This window comes from Gordonia sp. SGD-V-85 (genome assembly GCF_001456905.1).
Classification (GTDB): Bacteria; Actinomycetota; Actinomycetes; order Mycobacteriales; family Mycobacteriaceae; genus Gordonia; species Gordonia hongkongensis.
Genome location: NZ_LNQO01000003.1, coordinates 294331 through 310890, shown reverse-complemented (window position 1 = coordinate 310890; position 16560 = coordinate 294331). Strand labels below are relative to the sequence as shown.

Annotated in this window: 16 protein-coding genes; 13 read left to right on the top strand and 3 right to left on the bottom strand. The window is 67.2% G+C overall.

From position 1 onward, the window contains the following. Nucleotides 1–217: 217 nt before the first annotated feature. The gene (locus AS181_RS05240) at nt 218–2617 is read right to left on the bottom strand and encodes a sensor domain-containing protein (RefSeq protein ID WP_231742292.1); all 2400 of its coding nucleotides are present in this window, start codon (nt 2615–2617) and stop codon (nt 218–220) included. A 292-nt stretch (nt 2618–2909) separates the two neighbouring features. Between AS181_RS05240 and AS181_RS05235 the strand changes: the two genes are divergently transcribed. The 3 genes from AS181_RS05235 (at nt 2910) to AS181_RS05225 (ending at nt 6019) form a co-directional block, all read left to right on the top strand. Further along, a complete protein-coding gene (locus AS181_RS05235; RefSeq protein WP_058250522.1) occupies nt 2910–4112 on the top strand; it encodes a beta-ketoacyl synthase N-terminal-like domain-containing protein in 1203 nt (400 codons plus the stop codon). Between the two features lie 104 nt (nt 4113–4216). Beyond that, complete coding sequence (locus AS181_RS05230; RefSeq protein ID WP_231742282.1) at nt 4217–5104, top strand: hypothetical protein; 888 nt, start codon at nt 4217–4219, stop codon at nt 5102–5104. Nucleotides 5105–5158: 54 nt separating this feature from the next. Continuing rightward, on the top strand, nt 5159–6019 hold the full coding sequence (locus AS181_RS05225) for an LLM class F420-dependent oxidoreductase (RefSeq protein ID WP_058250520.1): 861 nt from the start codon (nt 5159–5161) through the stop codon (nt 6017–6019). Between the two features lie 230 nt (nt 6020–6249). On the opposite strand, the gene AS181_RS05220 is transcribed toward AS181_RS05225, so the two are convergent. Together AS181_RS05220 and AS181_RS05215 are read right to left on the bottom strand one after the other, a co-directional pair. After that, the gene (locus tag AS181_RS05220) at nt 6250–7839 is read right to left on the bottom strand and encodes an ABC transporter permease (RefSeq protein ID WP_058250519.1); all 1590 of its coding nucleotides are present in this window, start codon (nt 7837–7839) and stop codon (nt 6250–6252) included. A 4-nt stretch (nt 7840–7843) separates the two neighbouring features. Further along, nucleotides 7844–8809: an ABC transporter ATP-binding protein gene (locus AS181_RS05215; RefSeq protein ID WP_058250599.1), complete on the bottom strand. Its 966-nt coding sequence runs from the start codon at nt 8807–8809 to the stop codon at nt 7844–7846. Nucleotides 8810–8906: 97 nt separating this feature from the next. Here AS181_RS05215 and AS181_RS05210 point away from each other — a divergent pair, with 97 nt between their 5' ends. The 10 genes from AS181_RS05210 (at nt 8907) to AS181_RS05165 (ending at nt 16450) form a co-directional block, all read left to right on the top strand. Next, complete coding sequence (locus tag AS181_RS05210; protein WP_058250518.1) at nt 8907–9110, top strand: DUF2945 domain-containing protein; 204 nt, start codon at nt 8907–8909, stop codon at nt 9108–9110. A gap of 74 nt (nt 9111–9184) precedes the next feature. Beyond that, a complete protein-coding gene (locus tag AS181_RS05205; protein WP_058250517.1) occupies nt 9185–9544 on the top strand; it encodes a PadR family transcriptional regulator in 360 nt (119 codons plus the stop codon). Beyond that, entirely contained in the window at nt 9541–10884 is a 1344-nt protein-coding gene (locus tag AS181_RS05200) for a permease prefix domain 1-containing protein (protein WP_058250516.1), read from the top strand. Before AS181_RS05205 ends, AS181_RS05200 begins: the two co-directional genes overlap by 4 nt. 86 nt (nt 10885–10970) lie before the next feature. Then, nucleotides 10971–11567, top strand: coding sequence for a sulfite oxidase-like oxidoreductase (locus AS181_RS05195; protein ID WP_058250515.1), 597 nt, complete (start codon nt 10971–10973; stop codon nt 11565–11567). Then, on the top strand, nt 11564–12280 hold the full coding sequence (locus AS181_RS05190) for a ferredoxin reductase (RefSeq protein WP_058250514.1): 717 nt from the start codon (nt 11564–11566) through the stop codon (nt 12278–12280). The genes AS181_RS05195 and AS181_RS05190 overlap by 4 nt, the downstream gene beginning before the upstream one ends. Nucleotides 12281–12340: 60 nt before the next feature. After that, nucleotides 12341–12817: a glutathione peroxidase gene (locus tag AS181_RS05185; protein WP_058250513.1), complete on the top strand. Its 477-nt coding sequence runs from the start codon at nt 12341–12343 to the stop codon at nt 12815–12817. Further along, on the top strand, nt 12817–13749 hold the full coding sequence (locus AS181_RS05180) for a DUF1295 domain-containing protein (protein WP_078113851.1): 933 nt from the start codon (nt 12817–12819) through the stop codon (nt 13747–13749). The genes AS181_RS05185 and AS181_RS05180 overlap by 1 nt, the downstream gene beginning before the upstream one ends. Then, a complete protein-coding gene (locus AS181_RS05175) occupies nt 13746–14864 on the top strand; it encodes an FAD-dependent oxidoreductase (protein ID WP_058250512.1) in 1119 nt (372 codons plus the stop codon). Before AS181_RS05180 ends, AS181_RS05175 begins: the two co-directional genes overlap by 4 nt. Before the next feature lie 55 nt (nt 14865–14919). Continuing rightward, nucleotides 14920–15645, top strand: coding sequence for a hypothetical protein (locus tag AS181_RS05170; protein ID WP_058250511.1), 726 nt, complete (start codon nt 14920–14922; stop codon nt 15643–15645). A gap of 4 nt (nt 15646–15649) precedes the next feature. Beyond that, nucleotides 15650–16450, top strand: a complete 801-nt coding sequence (locus AS181_RS05165; RefSeq protein ID WP_058250510.1) for a crotonase/enoyl-CoA hydratase family protein — start codon at nt 15650–15652, stop codon at nt 16448–16450. Nucleotides 16451–16560 lie beyond the last annotated feature (110 nt).

Genomic DNA, 16560 nt, shown 5'->3' with positions numbered 1-16560 from the left:
CGTCCAGAGCGTTGCAGGAGTCCACCGCAGAATGTGTGTCATGTCCGTGACCTCGCTGTCCGGTTGCATGGACGCCGGGTAATCGACGTGGCGATCAATCTACTCGCGTGCATCGCCGAGTCTGACGGTAACGGACACAGTCGCATGCATAGCGCAGATACGCCCCACGGTATGGCGTGGGACGCCTCGGTGACAGTGTTGGTCTGGCGCGGACAGGTCAGCCGGTCTCCCAGACACCGGGATTCGCCCGGATCCGGACTCCGGACCCGATCACGTCGGCCAGCGGGGCGGGACGCCCGAAGTGATAGCCCTGCGCGAGGTCGCAACCGACCTCGGCGACCGTGGCGGCCTGCGACTCCGTCTCCACTCCCTCGGCGACCACCCGCATCCCGGCCGCGTGCGCCATGGTGACGATGCCGGCGAGGATCGATGTGGCGCTCGGGTGCTCGTCGAGAGCGTCGACGAAGGACTTCGCGGTCTTCAGGACACTGACCGGCAGGCGGTAGAACTCGCTCAACGACGACGCACCGGTCCCGAAATCGTCGAGCGACACGTGTGTTCCGAGTTCGCGCACGTTGCGCAACAGGGTGAGCAGGTCTCCGTCGAGCGGGTCCAGTGCACTCTCGGTGATCTCCAGGCAGAACGCGGCGGGGTCCATGCCCGAGCGGGTGATCGTGTCCCGGAGCCGGTCGGGGAACTGGCCATTGGTGAGCTCCCGTCGGGAGACGTTGACGCACAGCATCACCCGACGGAGTTCGGCGACAGCGGCCACCTCGGCGGCCGCTGTCTCCAGCACATAGTTGCCCACCCGGTCGATGAGATTGGATCCTTCTGCGAGCGGGATGAACTCGGTGGGCGAGATCGACCCCAGTTCCGGGTGACGCCAGCGTAGAAGGCTTTCCAGGCCCACCAGGGCGCCGTCGACGGTCGACACGATCGGCTGATAGTGGATCTCGAGTTGATCGGTGTCGGTGTCGAGAACGCGCCGCAGTTCCTCTTCGATGCGCTGCCGGCGCTGCAGTTCCTCCCGATGCTGCGTCTGGAAGCGGACGTAGCGCGCACGAGAAGCCTTGCGTGCTTGATACAGCGCGATGTCGGCATCGCGCAGCAGGTCGGTGGCGGTGTAGTCGTCACCGGCCTTGACCGTCGCCACGCCGATGCTCGCCTCCACCTTGAGCGGTTCGGTGCGGGTGCTCACCGCGATCGGCTCGTACACCGTCCCCCGGATCTTGTCGATCTGCTGCTCGATCTCGTCGGCCGAACAGGCGATCCCCAGGGTGGCGACGAGAACGAATTCGTCCCCACCAATCCGGCCGACCGAGGCCTCGTCGGGCGTTGCCGCCGCCAATCGCTGTGCGACGGTGTGCAGCACCTCGTCACCCACGGCATGGCCGAGCGAATCGTTGACCAGCTTGAAATTGTCGAGATCGATGTAGAAGATCGCGACGCAGAAGGCGTTGTTTCCGTCGTCGAGTCCGGCCATGTGCGACTCGAGTTCGCGGATGATCCCCGAGCGGTTGTACAGACCGGTCAGCGGATCGTGTACGGCTTCCCACGCCAGCTGGGTGCGTTCGCGGTAACGGTCGGTGATGTCGGCGAACGACACCAGGACGACCACCTCGGCGCCGTCGTCGTCGATCGGCCGGCAACTGCACGAGAGCCAACGCTCGCCGGCGGGCGTGGTGATCGTCGCGGTCGCGTCGGTGACCGCCTCACGGGTGCGCAGGCAACGTGCGATCGGTGATTCGTCGCCGTCGAAGTCCAGCGGCAGTTCGTGGACCCGGGCACCCGGGACCGCCTCGGAACCGAGCATTGTCCCCGCGGCCGGGTTGGCGAGTTCGATGTCGCCGTCCTCGCGAACGACGATGACCGCCTGGTGCAGCGCGGCGAGGATCGTCCCCAGCCGCTCGATGAGGGGACGACGGGTGGGTTCGGCGACGATGAGGAAACCGTCATCCATCGTCGTCACCGAGGTGTGGGCGAGAAACGATCGCCCGGTGTCGGAACGGCGGTGCAACTGATCGACGGTGCCGCCCAACGACACCGCCGCGTGCGGGTCCACGTGCGCTCCGACGACGTCGTCGATATTTTGTCCGATCGCCTCGGACGCCCGCAGGCCGTACATCTGCTCAGCGGCCGGGTTCCAGGAAGTGACCGTCATGTGGTCGTCGACGGCGATCACCGCGTTGCTGACGTGATCGAGGAGCGCCGCCTGTCGTCGCAGGGCCGATTCGATCGCTTTCTGAGCTGTGATGTCCCGCAAGATCACCTGATACGCAGGCTTGTCCTGCCAGACGGTGCGCACCGACGTCACCTCCATGGGGCGGGTGACCCCGTGCGCGTCGACCATCACCACTTCTTCGGGCACGGTCGACGCGCCGGCCTCCTCCCCCATGCCGATGATCCGATCGAGCATATGTGGCAGTTCGTCGGGATGGACGAAGTCGGCGATGGACCGTCCGAGCATGGCGTCGCGTTCGTCGACGCGAGCGAACGCCAGCGCTGCCGAGTTCACGTAGACGATCAGGCCGTCTTGATGGACCGCGATGGCGTCCGGGCTCAACTCGAGGAGTAGGCGATACCGCTCGGCGACGGCGGCGTCACTGGGACGGGCCATGGGTTCGGCATCCGGCGCGACGAGTCCGGGCCGGTCATCGCCGTCAGCCCTCGGTCGTCCCACCGCGCCGCCCCCTCCGATCGTCATCCCCCCGATGCCCATCCTCCCCCACGCGGCTTCGAAATATGGGCGCTGCGTGATGCAAGTGTGCGCCAACTGGGTATTCGAGCGTCGAATACCTGCGTGAACTGGTCAAATGTCGGGTTTGCGCGGGATCCTGAGGGCGGGTCGCCCACGAGGGCTGCCGCGATGGATCTCACTCCATCGCATATCGCACAGAAAGTTCACGATCATGACGATTCAGCGCTCGACCATTTCAGGCCTGGGAGCCGTGAGTGGCTACGGATGGGGCCGCGATGCACTGTGGAACGGTCTCACGTCCGGGAAGTCGGCAGCCGCGTTGCACCACGGTTTCGGCTTCGTCGGCGGGCAGCCTTCCGAGACGCGCGAGGGCGTCGGCGAATCCGGTCGGGATGAGCCCGGGTGGATCGTGCGGGTACCCGACGGCGGCGACCCGTTCGACGGACGCACGCGCTTCTCACGCGCGATGCGTGCTGCCGCACGAGAGGCCATCGAGGACGCCATGGCTCGGGGCTGGAAGCCGGGTGTGCGGGTGGGACTCGTACACGCCTGCGTGCTCGGCGATCTCGACATGTATCCGATGGTGACCTCGGGCGTCGGCCGGTACACCGGACGGCAGTACCTCTCGGTGACCCCGTCGACGCCGGTCTCCCTGCTCATGCAGGAGTACGGATTTCGCGGACCCGCGATCAACGTGTCGGCGATGTGCACCTCGGGCTCGGCAGCGATCGTCACCGCGAAGTCGTGGCTGGACTCCGATCTCGTCGACGACGTCGTCGTGGTGGCCACCGATTTGTCGGCCAAGCCCGAGGTGGTCGCGATGTTCGTGCAACTCGGCGTGGCGATCACCGACACCGATGCGCTCAGCGCCTGCCGCCCGTTCCAGGAGGGCAGCCGCGGATTCACCTTCGGTGAGGCCGCCATCGCGTTCACGATGACGAACCGGTCCGGTGACGGATACGCCGACGTGCTGGGCGGCGCGATGTCCCATGACGCTTTCCACGTCACATCCATCGACCCGGAGCTGACCAACGTGCGGTCGTGCGTGGAGCAGGCGCTGTCGATGTCCGGTGTCGACGGCGCGAGCATCCGCTACCTCAACGCGCACGGCCCGGGGACCCGCCAGTGCGATCACGCCGAGGCCACCATCGCCGAGACCATGCTGCCCAACGCCGAGGTGTTCTCGGTGAAGCCGCTGGCCGGGCACTGTCAAGGCGCTGCCGGGGCCGTCGAACTCGCTGCTTCGCTGCTCGGATACGAGCGGGGTGAGGTACCGGCGACCCCGCGCACCGCCGACGCGATCATCCCGCAATTGCTCGACGGACGAACCGATCTGGTCAGCGGGTTGACCCTCAAGACCTCCCTCGGAATGGGCGGACACAACGCGGCGGTCGTCCTCGCGCCCAATGCGTGAATGGTGTGACGAACCGCCGACCTCGATGCGGCCCGGGCTCGCCGCTCGGGCCGCATCGAACCGGAAATGCTGCGGAATACCGCGTCGCGTCCCACAATTCAGCAATGAGCAACGAACCCGATCCTCCGGTGGGCGATTCGACGCGGACTGATCCGCCGCCGACGTCGGGCGCTCGTCGGGCACTGACCCTGTTCCTCAACTCGCCGTTCGCGGGTATGTCCCCGTGGATCCTGATGGCGCTGCTCGCCGGACCCGGTAGGTTCGAGGAAGCCGCGGCGACGGCATTCGCGCTGTCGCTGTTGCTGGTGATCGGCGGCCACAAACGGGGTTCGAGCGTCAAACTGCTCGAGGTCTTCGACGTCACGTACTTCGGTTCGATGGCGCTCATCGCGTTGTTCGCCTCCGACGGCGTCATCAACTGGCTGGAGCGGTGGGGCGGGGAGATGACGAACATCGCCCTCGTCGCGTTCGCGTTCGGCTCGATCGTGATCCGTCAGCCCTTCACGCTGCAGTACGCGCGGGAGAGCACCGAGAAGGAGTTCTGGGACAGCCCGCTGTTCATCCACATCAACTACGTCATCACCTGGGCGTGGGTCGGCGGCTTCGGCGTCGCCGCGATCTCGGGCGCATTCGGCGATCTGGTGCTCGACGACCCGAACAACTTCTGGACCGGATGGATCATCCAGATCGGCGGCACGATCTTCGCGATCGCCTTCACCGAGTTCTATCCCGACTACGCGACCTACCGGGCTGCGGTTCGTGAGGGTTGGGCCACCGACGAGAAGCCCGAGAGCATCATGCATCTGTTCGGTTGGGTGCCGATCTACGTTCTCGCGATCGGCATCTCCGGACTGGTCACCGACTCCCTCGGGACAGTTGCCGGCGTCGTCCTCATCGTCGCGGGCGTCGTCGCGATCAACGTGTTCAAGCGGATGACGGCCGCCATGGACGCACGACTGGAGGCGACGGCGGGACGACCGACACAGAGCTGACTCGGGTCGGACGCTTCGGCGCGGCCCGATCGCTCGATCGGTAGTGTCGACGGCATGAAACTCGACGGCGTAGGAATCTGGAGTTCACCGCTACGGTACGGAGACACCGGGGAGGCCGCCGAAGCGGCTGCCGAGCTCGACGACCTGGGATTCACGGCCCTCTGGATCCCCGATGTGGGGGGTCCGGTGCTCGACTCGGTCGAGAACCTGCTCGGCGCGACGCGGAAGGCCGTCGTCGCCACCGGCATCCTCAACATGTGGATGCACGAGCCGCACGATGTCGCGGCCGCGCATGTGCGCCTCACCGAGCAGTTCGGTCCTCGCTTCCTCCTGGGCCTCGGGATCAGCCACGCGCCGTTGATCGACGCCCAGGAAGCCGGTCGCTACCAGAAGCCGCTCGCGACCACCAAGGCGTTCCTCGACGGTCTGGACGACGCACCGCAGCCGGTGCCGGCCGATGCACGAGTACTGGCCGCCCTCGGGCCGAAGATGTTGCAACTCTCGGCCGACCGGACCGCCGGTGCCCACCCCTACCTGGTGACCCCGGACCACACCAAAGTCGCCCGGGAGACCCTCGGCGACGGTCCGCTGCTCGCACCGGAACAGACGGCGATCTTCGCCACCGACCGCGACGAGGCGCGCGCCGTCGGCACCAAGTGGCTGAAGGGCTACCTCGCGATGCCTAACTACGCGAACAACCTTCGACGCCTCGGGTTCTCCGAGGACGACCTGAGCTCGGTGAGCGACCGCCTGTTCGACGCTCTGATCGTCTGGGGCGACGACGCGGCGATCCTCAAGCGGATCGACGAGCATCGGTCCGCCGGCGCCGACCACGTGTGCGTCCAGGTGCTCCAAGCCGACCACCGGGGCTTCCCGCGCGAGCAGTGGCGTCGCCTCGCGGCGGCGCTGGGCTGATGCGTACGGTCCTTGCGGTGCGAGCCACCCTCTGCTCCCTCATCCGAAGGAACGACATGACCATCGCTCCCTGAGGTGCGAGGAGCGCCAGCGACGAGCCACGAAGGGCCTGGTGAGACAGGTTGCGGAGCCCTTCGTGGCTCGCTTCGCTCGCACCTCAGGGACCAGTTATTGGGCTCGCACTTCAGGGAGCAGCTGTCGGGCTCGCACATGAGTAAGGTGCGGCGTCTTCACGGGATGTCCCGCCGGCGGAAGCCGGCGAACCCCAGCGCGACGAGCAGCACCACGACGACCCCCACCCAGACCAGTCCCCACCAATCCGGCTGGGCAGCAGACACATCCGGTACGTGATGAAACGGGCTGAAGCCCAGCGCCCAGTCCGGGAGTTTAAAGCTCGGGCCCAGGATCGTGAGCACGAAAGACGCCAGGACGCCCAGCCAGATCGCGGGCCGCACGCGGGGTCGGGCGCCGATGACGGCGACGGCGATGCCGACGACCGCCCACACGGCGGGGATCGTGGCGATGGACTGGAGGAACACGTCGCCGAAGCCGAGGCCGAGATCGGCCGTGGCGGCGAAGACGCCGACGACCAGCCCGGCAATGGTCACGAGCGCGGCGGGGACAACGAGGGCGACACCGGTGACGGCGCCGAAGTACCTCGGACGGCTGACGCCGGTCGCGAGCACCGCTTCCGCGCGGTCGTCGAGCTCCTCGGTCCGGATGCGATTGACGATCTGGACCCCGGCCACGGATGCGATGATCCCGACCAGGCCGAGAATCGTTGTGACGAAGGCCGATACCAGGTCCGCGGGCGACGCCGCGCCGGAGGCGAAGATCTGGGCCATGGCGGGATTCGCGGTCAGCAGGCCGCGGACCGACCGGGTGAAGTAGCCGAAGATGACGCCGAGTCCGACGAACGCGACCGTCCACGCGACGATCGGCGCCCGGTTGAGGCGGATCGCCAGCGCCAGTGGCGAGCCGATGCGGCCCCGTGCCGGGCCCGGCCGGGCCGGTATGAGTCCCTGACCGAAATCCCGTGCACGCTGCAATGCGAAAGCCGCTGCGCCGACGACGACCGCGAACGCGACGCCGATCAGCAACGGCCACCAGTGATCGCCGGTCGCGGGTCTGGTCTCCTGAATCCATCCCAGCGGATTGACCCATGTGGTCCACGTCGGTGCGTCCACCGAGAACAGAAACCCGCGCAGCACGAACAGGACGCCGAGCAGCGACACGGCGATCGTGGTGGCGGCCCTGGCGTCGGAACCCACCTGGGCGCTGACCGCCGCGATCGCGCCGAACATCCAACCGGTGACCGTGAATCCGGCGCCGAGCAGGAACGACGACCCCCACGCCCCACCGCACAGCGACGTCGCGAGACCCGCCAGGATGCCGATGGCGATCGAGCACACGCCGGCCATGATCAACGCGGTCGACAGTCGGGCGGCACGTCCGAGCACCCCCGCGGCGAGAAGTTCGGCCTGGCCGGAGTCCTCCTGTCCCCGTGCGGCTTTCACCACGATCAAGATCGCGCCGAGCGCGGCGATGAACCCGCCGAGTGCGAGGCTGCGCCACGCGACGAATCCGTCGACCGTGGCCAGGTCGTAAGCGGGTCCGAAGATCAGCCCGAGTGCGGGATTCGAGCCGATCGTCGTGGCGAATGCGGCGCGTTCTGCGGCGTCGGGAAACAGTAACGGGTAGGCGATGACCGACGACACGGCCAGTGCGGTGGGCAAGACGATCCACGGCGCGAAGCTGCGACCTTCATGGTGCAGGGAGGCCCGTAACAGCGGCGGCGTACCGATCGTCGATGCAGTCATCGCCTCACCGTTCTCCGGCGGACACGTCGTTCTTCTCATACAGCGACAGGAACAGGCTTTCCAGTGAAGGCGGTTCGACCGTCAGCGATCGCAGGCCGCAGGCGGTCAGCGCTGACATCACCGGACCGATCTGATCCGAGTCCACGGTCGCACTCAGTCGGAGCCCGCCGGAGTCGTGGTCGTGCGAATCGATATCGTGCACCTCGGCGTTGTGCAGTTGCGCCACGAGGTCCGGGCTCGGCGCCGAATCCAGCTCGGCACGAACGGAAGTGCGGGTGTGACCCCGCAGCTCTGCCAAGGAGCCGGTCGCCACGACGGCCCCGTCGCGGATGATGCTGAGCCGGTCCGCCAGGGTCTCCGCCTCGGCGAGGATGTGACTCGACAGCAGCACGGTGGTACCGCGGGCGGTGGCCTCCCCCACGACCTCCTGGAAGACGTTCTCCATCAACGGGTCCAGGCCCGACGTCGGCTCGTCGAGGATGAGCAGCTCGACATCGGATGCCAGCGCCGCCACGATCGCGACCTTCTGCCGGTTTCCCTTGGAGTACTGCCGTCCACGTTTGGAGGTGTCGAGCTCGAACCTGGAAACCAGGTCGGCCCGGCGCCCCTCGTCGAGTCCGCCGCGCATCGAGCCGAGCAGATCGATCATCTCCCCGCCGGTCATCGTCGGCCACAACGCGACGTCGCCGGGTACGTACGCCAGCCGGCGGTGCAGCTCGACGACGTCACGCCAGGGGTCGCCGCCGAGGAGTCGGACCTCTCCCCCGTCCGCGCGCAACAGACCCAGCAGGACCCGGATCGTCGTCGACTTGCCCGCGCCATTGGGCCCGAGGAAGCCGTGGACCTCCCCTCGCGCGACCTCGAGGTCGAGTCCGCGAAGCGCCTCGAACCTACCGAACGACTTACGCAGACCCCGGACGTCGATGGCGGGCTCGGTTCTCTGCGGGTTCTCGGAACGTTCGACGCTCATGCGTACCTCCGGCTCGACACGACGTGATGATCGTTCCACAGCGACTGTTGCAGCGGAGAAGGTTTGACCGTCGATGTCGGCGGGGCACACTGCCGCCATGGCGATCAAGAAGAACGACACCGTCCGCTGGAACACCTCTCAGGGCGAGACCGAGGGCACTGCGGAAGAGAAGCACACCAAGGAATTCACCTTCGAGGGGCAGAAGTTCAAGGCCAGCGAGGACGAGCCGTACTGGATCGTCAAGTCGTCGAAGACGGGCTCGAAGGCAGCCCACAAGGAGTCGTCTCTGTCGAAGAAGTAGTCGGCCCACGTCGGTCCGAGGACTCCTATACCTAGAACTGCTATGCTCATAGCAGTTCTAGGTATAGGAGTGCTATGTATATCGAGAAGGACCTGGTGGCCGCGTCCGCGACCCCGCTGGTGCTGGGAATTCTCGCCGAGGGCGAGTCCTACGGGTACGCCATCCTCAAGCGGGTCAGAGTGATGTCCGGTGGTCGGATGGAGTGGACCGACGGCATGCTCTATCCCCTCCTGCACCGTTTGGAGCGCGCCGGCCACGTCGAGGCGAGCTGGGGCAAGGCCGAGACCGGGCGGCGTCGCAAGCACTACTCGATCACGGCATCGGGGTTGGCCGCGCTCGCCGAGCGGAGGTCGCAGTGGGAGGTCGTGGCCGACGCGCTCGACCAGGTGTGGCGGACGGTCGCCCTGCCGCCGACCGCGGAGGGCCTGGCATGACCGCGGAGACCGAGCTCGAGAGCCAGATCGACCGATGGCGCGGATACGTTCTCCGACACCAAGCCATCGCCACCACCGACGCCGACGAGATGGAAGACCACCTCCGCGGGCAGATCGCCGACCTCGCCGCCGGTGGCCTCGACGACGACGAAGCGTTCCTGGTCGCCGTCAAGCGCATGGGCCGCGTCGATGCGCTGTCGCGTGAGTTCGCCCGCGAGCACTCCGACCGGTTGTGGAAGCAGCTGGTGCTGACCGCGGAACCATCCGGCGATCTGGGCCGACGACGTCATGAACTCGGAGTCGTGATCGGCCTCGTCGTCGCGGCCGCCACGACCGTCCGCGTCGCCGTCGAGGTCATGCCGGAATGGGTACTCGTCCGCAATGCCGCGTTGCTCGTACTTCCTTTCATGGCACTGTATTTCGGTTGGAAGCGCCGCGTCTCGACGCGAACCGCGCTCACGGTGATCGGTGCATTCGTCGTGACCGGAATCGTCGTCAACGTCTACCCGTTCGTCGACGACGGCACCACCCAGGCCATCGTCGCGATCCACGCGCCGATCGTCCTGTGGTTCCTCATGGGGGTGACCTACGTCGGTGGCCGCTGGACGTCCGGACCGCGTCGGATGGACTTCATCCGGTTCACTGGCGAATGGGTCGTGTATGCAACGCTTCTCGGCCTCGGTGCGGGAGTCCTCACCGGCCTGACCGCGGGGGCATTCGGTGCGCTCGACATCGACGTCGACACCGTGATCTCCCAGTGGCTGGCGCCCATCGCCGCGCCCGGCATCGTCCTGCTGGCGGCATGGCTGGTGGAGGCGAAGCAGAGCGTGGTCGAGAACATCGCACCGGTGTTGACCAAGGTCTTCACGCCCGTCACCGCGGTGATGCTCGTCGTGCTGCTGATCGCGATGGTGACCAGTGGCGACGTCGTGGACGTCGACCGTGAACTGCTGATCCTGGTGGACCTGATACTCGTGGTCGTGCTCGGCTTGCTGCTGTACGCGATCTCGGCGCGCGATCCGCATCTGCGCCCGGAACTCTTCGACCGCTTGCAGCTGATTCTGGTCGTGACCGCACTCGCGGTCGACGCGGTGATGCTGACGATCATGGCGTCGCGGATCGCGGAGTTCGGGTTCACGGCCAACAAGACGGTGGCGCTCGGTCTCAATCTCGTCCTGCTGGTGAACTTGTCGTGGGCGGCGTACCTGCTCTTCGGTTTCGTCCGCCGCCGCCGCGGGTTCGATGCGACAGAGCGGTGGCAGACCGACTACCTGCCGGTGTTCGCACTCTGGGCGGCCGCGGTCGTCGTCGTGGTACCGATGCTGTTCGATTTCGCCTGACCGCACCAAAATGCCGCGCCGACTAGGCGGCGCCGGGAGCGAAGCGGGCGGGCCGAATACATGCGAGCCGCGTAGACTCCGCGACCATGGCGATCGTCAACCGAGGGTTCGTGGGGCGCCGCGACCGCGACGCGCGGCGTCTCCCTCCCGGTCAGTACACGACACTCGATTTCCCGGTCCTGTCCGCGGAGCCGACACCCGCGATCGTTCCGAATGACTGGATGCTGGCCGTGCAATCCGCGGACCACCGGGCCGCCACGTTCACATGGGACCAGTTCCAGGAACTGCCGCACGACGACATCACCACCGACATCCACTGCGTCACGCGGTGGTCGAAATTCGACACCCGGTGGCGGGGGGTCTCGTTCGACACCTTGCTGCAGGCGCTGCCGTGGGAACCGGCCCCGTTCGTGATGGCGCACTGCCACGGCGGATACACCACCAACGTGCCGCTCGCCGATCTCGTCGACGGCCGCGGCTGGATCGCCGACACCTATGACGGCGAACCCCTGTCCGCCGAGCACGGCGGCCCGGCTCGCCTCCTCGTGCCACACCTGTACTTCTGGAAGAGCGCCAAATGGGTTCGGCGACTTCGTTTCATGGCCGAAGACGCGCCTGGATTCTGGGAGGAACGCGGGTACCACATGTACGGCGACCCCTGGCGCGAACAGCGCTACTCGTGACGACCTGGCATCTCACGACGGTCACCGCGGTCGTCGACCTCACCCCAACCGCGCGAGCGCTGCGCCTCGCTCTCCCCGAGGCCGTCCACGCATTGCCCGGCCAGCACGTCGACATCCGGTTGACCGCCGAGGACGGCTACTCCACCGCACGCGCCTACTCGTTGTCCGACGTCCGCGAGACCCGGTCGATCGAGGTGACCGTCGAACGACTCGAAGACGGTGAGGTGTCGCCCTACCTCGTCGACATGGTGGAGGTCGGCGACCCGTTGGAGATCAGCGATCCGCACGGATACTGGTTCACCTGGCCGTCCGGCGACGACCGTCCCGTCCAACTGATCGGCGGTGGCTCCGGGATCGCGCCACTCATGTCGATGATCCGCAGCCGCGAGGTCGAGGCGCCGCAGACCCCCTTCTCCCTCGTGTACTCGGTCCGCAGTCCCGAACGCGTCTACTACCGCGATGAGATCCGGCAGTTGATCGCGCACCGCCGCATGGATGTTCACCTGATCCACACCCGGGTGGCACCCGACGACGCGACGCGGCCCGCGGGACGTCTCACCGCCGACGAACTCGCCGCGCTGACCATGGATCCGGCCACTTCGCCGACCGTGTTCATCTGCGGTCCGAACCGGTTCGTCGAGAACTGCGCACAGTGGATGGTCGAGGCCGGACACGACCGCACCCGCATCCGGACCGAGCGATTCGGTGAGTGACCCCGGGACGCTTCGACGATTTTCCCAAGCAAGTGCTTGATCGGCACGTAGCGTAGCGGCATGACCTCTGTGTACGACTTCACCGCCACCGGCATCGACGGCGATCCCGTCGAACTCTCGCAGTTCCAGGGCTCTCCCCTGCTCATCGTGAACACCGCCTCGCAGTGCGGGTTCACCCCGCAGTACCGCGGTCTGGAGGCACTGCACCGGGATTACGCCGACAAGGGTCTGCGAGTGCTCGGCTTCCCGTGCGATCAGTTCGGGCACCAGGAGCCGGGCGACGAGGAGGAGATCAAGAACTTCTGCTCGCTGACCTACGACGTGACCTTCCCGATGTTCGCGAAGGTCGATGTGAACGGTCCCGACGCCCACCCGCTGTTCGCGTGGTTGCGGGACCAGAAATCCGGCGTGCTCGGCGGCCGGATCAAATGGAACTTCACCAAGTTCCTCATCGGACGGGACGGGTCCGTCGTCGCGCGATACTCGCCGACGACCAAGCCGGAGAAACTCGCCGGATCCATCGAAGAACAGCTGTGATGGAGACGCCCGTGAGCACCGACAGCACCATCAGCCGAAGCGGTTCGTTCGTCCGCGTGACGATCGCCTACGTGCTGGCCTTCGCGGTCGCCGCCGCCTGGCTAGTCTGGGGTCCGGCCACCGCCTACCTCTGGATCGACACCTTGATCGCCGATCTGCTCGCCACCCTCGTGATCTTCGCGTTCAGCCGGTTCTACGGGAATTCGAGCTTCTACGACGCCTATTGGAGCGTCGTGCCGCCCGCGCTGTTCATCTACTGGTGGGCCGCCGGTGACGTCGGGATCGACGCTGTGCACTGCTGGGTCATCGCCGTCGTCATCGGTGCCTGGGCGATCCGTCTGACCGCGAACTGGGCGATCGGCTGGCCGGGTCTCCACCACGAGGACTGGCGGTACCCGATGCTGAAGGCCGGTGCCGGCCGGGCGGAACTGCCCGTCGACCTGATGGCGATCCACGTCTTCCCCACCATCCAGGTGTTTCTCGGCATGATCCCGATCTACGTCACGGTCACTCATACCGGCGGCGTGCTCGCGTGGCTGACGGCGGTTGCGGCCGTCGTCGGACTCGCTGCGACGGCGCTCGAGTACGTCGCCGACGGGCAGCTGCGACGGTTCGCCGCTCACCGAAAACCGGGCGCCGTCCTCGACACCGGAGTGTGGGCCTGGTCGAGACACCCGAACTACTTCGGCGAGGTCCTGTTCTGGGTGTCGATGGCCCTGTTCGGGCTCGCCGCCTCGCCCGGTGACTGGTGGTGGCTGTTCGTGGGCGCGGTCTTGATGCTGGCGATGTTCCTCGGCGCGAGCATCCCCATGATGGAGAAGCGCAGTCTGGAGCGGCGCCCCGGTTACCAGGACGTCATCGACCGGGTGCCTCGCTTCGTCCCCCGACCCCCGCGCTCGGCCGCACATCCGCCGGATCAGGTCACTGCGTGAGCCGACCACGCGTCGTCGTCGCCGGTCTCGGTGATTCCGGGGTGCTGACCGCGATCCATCTCGCCCGGCATGCCGACGTCGTGGGCATCTCGTCGAAGCCGGGGCTTGTCAGCGGGCAGGAACTCGGGCTGCGGATCAGCCGGCCCGATGCGTGGGCGCGCGACTACCGGATTCCGTTCAGGCGCTTCCGGAAGCTCGACGACATCCGGACCGTCCACGGCACACTGACGGGTGCCGACCTCGGTGACCGCACCGTCACCGTCGCCGACGCCAACGGCACCGAGAGGGTCGAGCGTTTCGACGCGCTGGTCATCTCCACCGGCGTGCGGAATGGGTTCTGGAGACATCCGGAACTGCAGTCGGAAGCCGACGTCGACGCCGAGTTGCGCTCGGCTCATGCACGGTTCGCTGATGCCGAGACCATCGCGGTGATCGGTGGCGGTGCGGCGGCGGTGAGTGCCGCCGCCAACCTGGCGCAGACCTGGCCGGGCAAGCGAATCGACCTGTATCACCCGGGCGAACGTGCTCTGCCGCAGCATCATCCGCGGACATGGGCCATCGTCCTTGCGCGGTTGCGCCGGCTCGGCGTCGGCGTGCACGGCGGCCATCGTGCGGTCGTGCCCGACGGATTCGGCTGCGACGAGATCACTCCGGGGCCGGTGAACTTCTCGACAGGGCAGTCGCCGGTGGAGGCCGATGCCGTGCTCTGGGCCATCGGCCGGGTGAGACCGAACACGGAGTGGCTTCCGCGGGAGGTGCTCGATCCGTCGGGCTTCGTGCGCGTGACGGCCGAACTGCGCGTACCCGGAGCGGATCTCGTCTACGCGATCGGCGACGTCGCGGCGACCGACGACCTCCGCAGTTCCGCTCGGAATCGTGCCGATCGTCTGCTCGCACACAACATCCGGTCCGACCTCACCGGGCGGCCGGGCCGTGCGCGGCGCTACGCTCCCCCACGGCGGCGTTGGGGTTCGGTGCTCGGTGTCCAGGCCGACGGTCTGCAGGTGTTCGCGCCCAACGGGCGACCGTTCCGATTCCCGGCGTGGTCGGTCGACACGATCCTGCAACCGTGGATCGTCCGTCGCGGAATCTACGGCGGCATCCGGAAGCGGTGAGTGCACGGGTGCTTTTCCGGGCGGGCGGGCGGCGGTCCGCGCATACACTCGGCCCATGAGCAACGAACCGTTCTCTGCCAATCCATCCGGACAGCCGCCGACCCCGGGCGGGCCCGGACAGACGCCCTCCGGCGCGTACCCGACGGGAGCGGTGCCTCCCGCCGCGCCGCCACCGGAAGCCTCCCAGTATTCCGCCGGAGCCACGCCCGGCGTCGCGCCGACCGACTCGACGACCGATGGGACGACCCCGGTCAAGCCGACCGCCGCCGAACGCGCGAACTCCGTGGTGAAGAAGGTGGTGATCGGGCTCGTCATCGCCGCGCTGCTCGTCGTCACCTACTTCATCCTCGAGGCGTTCCTGCCGCGCTGGTGGGCCGGTCAGATCGGGCAGCGCGTCGAAGGATCGTTCAGCCGCGGCATCGGCACCGGCCTGGTTCTCGGCATCGTGTGCACCTTTTTGCCCGTGCTGTTCTTCACGTTGGCGTTCGTCAACCGAAGCCGCATGAAGAACGTCCCGACGATCATGTTCGCCGTTCTCGGCGTGCTCGTCGCGATCCCCAACCTGCTGACCCTCACGGTGGTCGCCGGCGGTGGGAACGGCGCGCATGCCGGCGAGCGCATCTTCGACGTCGAAGCGCCCGGCTTCCGCGCCGCCACCGCCTGGGGCGTGATCATCGGGGTCGTTCTGGCGATCGGCGTCGGCTACTTCATCTGGCGTTACCAGCGCCGCGGACGTCAGCTCCGCGAGATCAAACACCCACCCACAACAGATCGGAAGTAGATACATGACCGAGCAGCGGATCGTCGTGGACATCGACGACGCCGGTGTCGCCACGGCGACGCTCAACCGGGCCGACAAACACAACGCGCTCGATCCGGCGATGTTCAATGCGCTTATCGACGTGACGGGCACCCTCGCCGAGGACAACCGCGTCCGGGCTGTGGTGGTACACGGTGCGGGCAAGAGTTTCTGTTCCGGCCTGGACGTGTCGAGCCTGGGTCAGGGTGGCGGGGTGAACTCGCTGCTGGAGCGCGAACCGGGCGTACTCGGCAACCACGCGCAGCGGGTGTCACTGGACTGGGGCCGCATCCCGGCACCGGTGATCGCGGCCATCACCGGCAACTGCTTCGGCGGTGGCCTGCAGATCGCGCTGGGCGCCGACATCCGCTATTCGACCCCCGACGCGCGCCTGTCCATCATGGAGGTCAAGTGGGGACTGGTGCCCGACATGGGCATCACCCAGACCCTCCCGCGACTCGTGTCCGCCGATGTGGCAAAGGAACTCACGTTCACCGGACGCATCGTCGACGGCGCCGAGGCCCAACGACTCGGGCTGGTCACCCGCGTCGTCGACGATCCGCTCACCGCCGCACTGGATCTCGCGCACGAGATCGCATCGAAGTCGCCGCACGCGGTCCGTGCCGCCAAGCGTCTCTACGACGAATCGTGGGCGGGCAGGGATCCGGCCGCGGCGCTGATGCTGGAGAGCGAACTCCAGGTCGGACTGATGGGATCCCCCAATCAGATGGAGGCGGTACACGCCGGGATGGCGCGACGCGAAGCGCGCTTCGCCGACCCGGAGTGATCGGAAGCCCGTGGTGGCTCGTCGCTTTCGCTCTTGCGCCCCCTCTGCTTCCAAATCCGTGAGAACGACCTAACCCCTGCTCCCTGAGGTGCGAGGAGCGCAAGCGACCC

What these genes read in the sequence shown, in the direction of transcription:
- AS181_RS05225 (WP_058250520.1), top strand. Translation starts at nt 5,159, where the DNA reads ATGAAACTCGACGGCGTAGGAATCTGGAGTTCACCGCTACGGTACGGA.
- AS181_RS05215 (WP_058250599.1), bottom strand. Translation starts at nt 8,809, where the DNA reads ATGAGCGTCGAACGTTCCGAGAACCCGCAGAGAACCGAGCCCGCCATC.
- AS181_RS05240 (WP_231742292.1), bottom strand. Translation starts at nt 2,617, where the DNA reads ATGGCCCGTCCCAGTGACGCCGCCGTCGCCGAGCGGTATCGCCTACTC.
- AS181_RS05165 (WP_058250510.1), top strand. Translation starts at nt 15,650, where the DNA reads ATGACCGAGCAGCGGATCGTCGTGGACATCGACGACGCCGGTGTCGCC.
- AS181_RS05210 (WP_058250518.1), top strand. Translation starts at nt 8,907, where the DNA reads ATGGCGATCAAGAAGAACGACACCGTCCGCTGGAACACCTCTCAGGGC.
- AS181_RS05220 (WP_058250519.1), bottom strand. Translation starts at nt 7,839, where the DNA reads ATGACTGCATCGACGATCGGTACGCCGCCGCTGTTACGGGCCTCCCTG.
- AS181_RS05185 (WP_058250513.1), top strand. Translation starts at nt 12,341, where the DNA reads ATGACCTCTGTGTACGACTTCACCGCCACCGGCATCGACGGCGATCCC.
- AS181_RS05205 (WP_058250517.1), top strand. Translation starts at nt 9,185, where the DNA reads ATGTATATCGAGAAGGACCTGGTGGCCGCGTCCGCGACCCCGCTGGTG.
- AS181_RS05200 (WP_058250516.1), top strand. Translation starts at nt 9,541, where the DNA reads ATGACCGCGGAGACCGAGCTCGAGAGCCAGATCGACCGATGGCGCGGA.
- AS181_RS05180 (WP_078113851.1), top strand. Translation starts at nt 12,817, where the DNA reads ATGGAGACGCCCGTGAGCACCGACAGCACCATCAGCCGAAGCGGTTCG.
- AS181_RS05170 (WP_058250511.1), top strand. Translation starts at nt 14,920, where the DNA reads ATGAGCAACGAACCGTTCTCTGCCAATCCATCCGGACAGCCGCCGACC.
- AS181_RS05195 (WP_058250515.1), top strand. Translation starts at nt 10,971, where the DNA reads ATGGCGATCGTCAACCGAGGGTTCGTGGGGCGCCGCGACCGCGACGCG.
- AS181_RS05230 (WP_231742282.1), top strand. Translation starts at nt 4,217, where the DNA reads ATGAGCAACGAACCCGATCCTCCGGTGGGCGATTCGACGCGGACTGAT.
- AS181_RS05235 (WP_058250522.1), top strand. Translation starts at nt 2,910, where the DNA reads ATGACGATTCAGCGCTCGACCATTTCAGGCCTGGGAGCCGTGAGTGGC.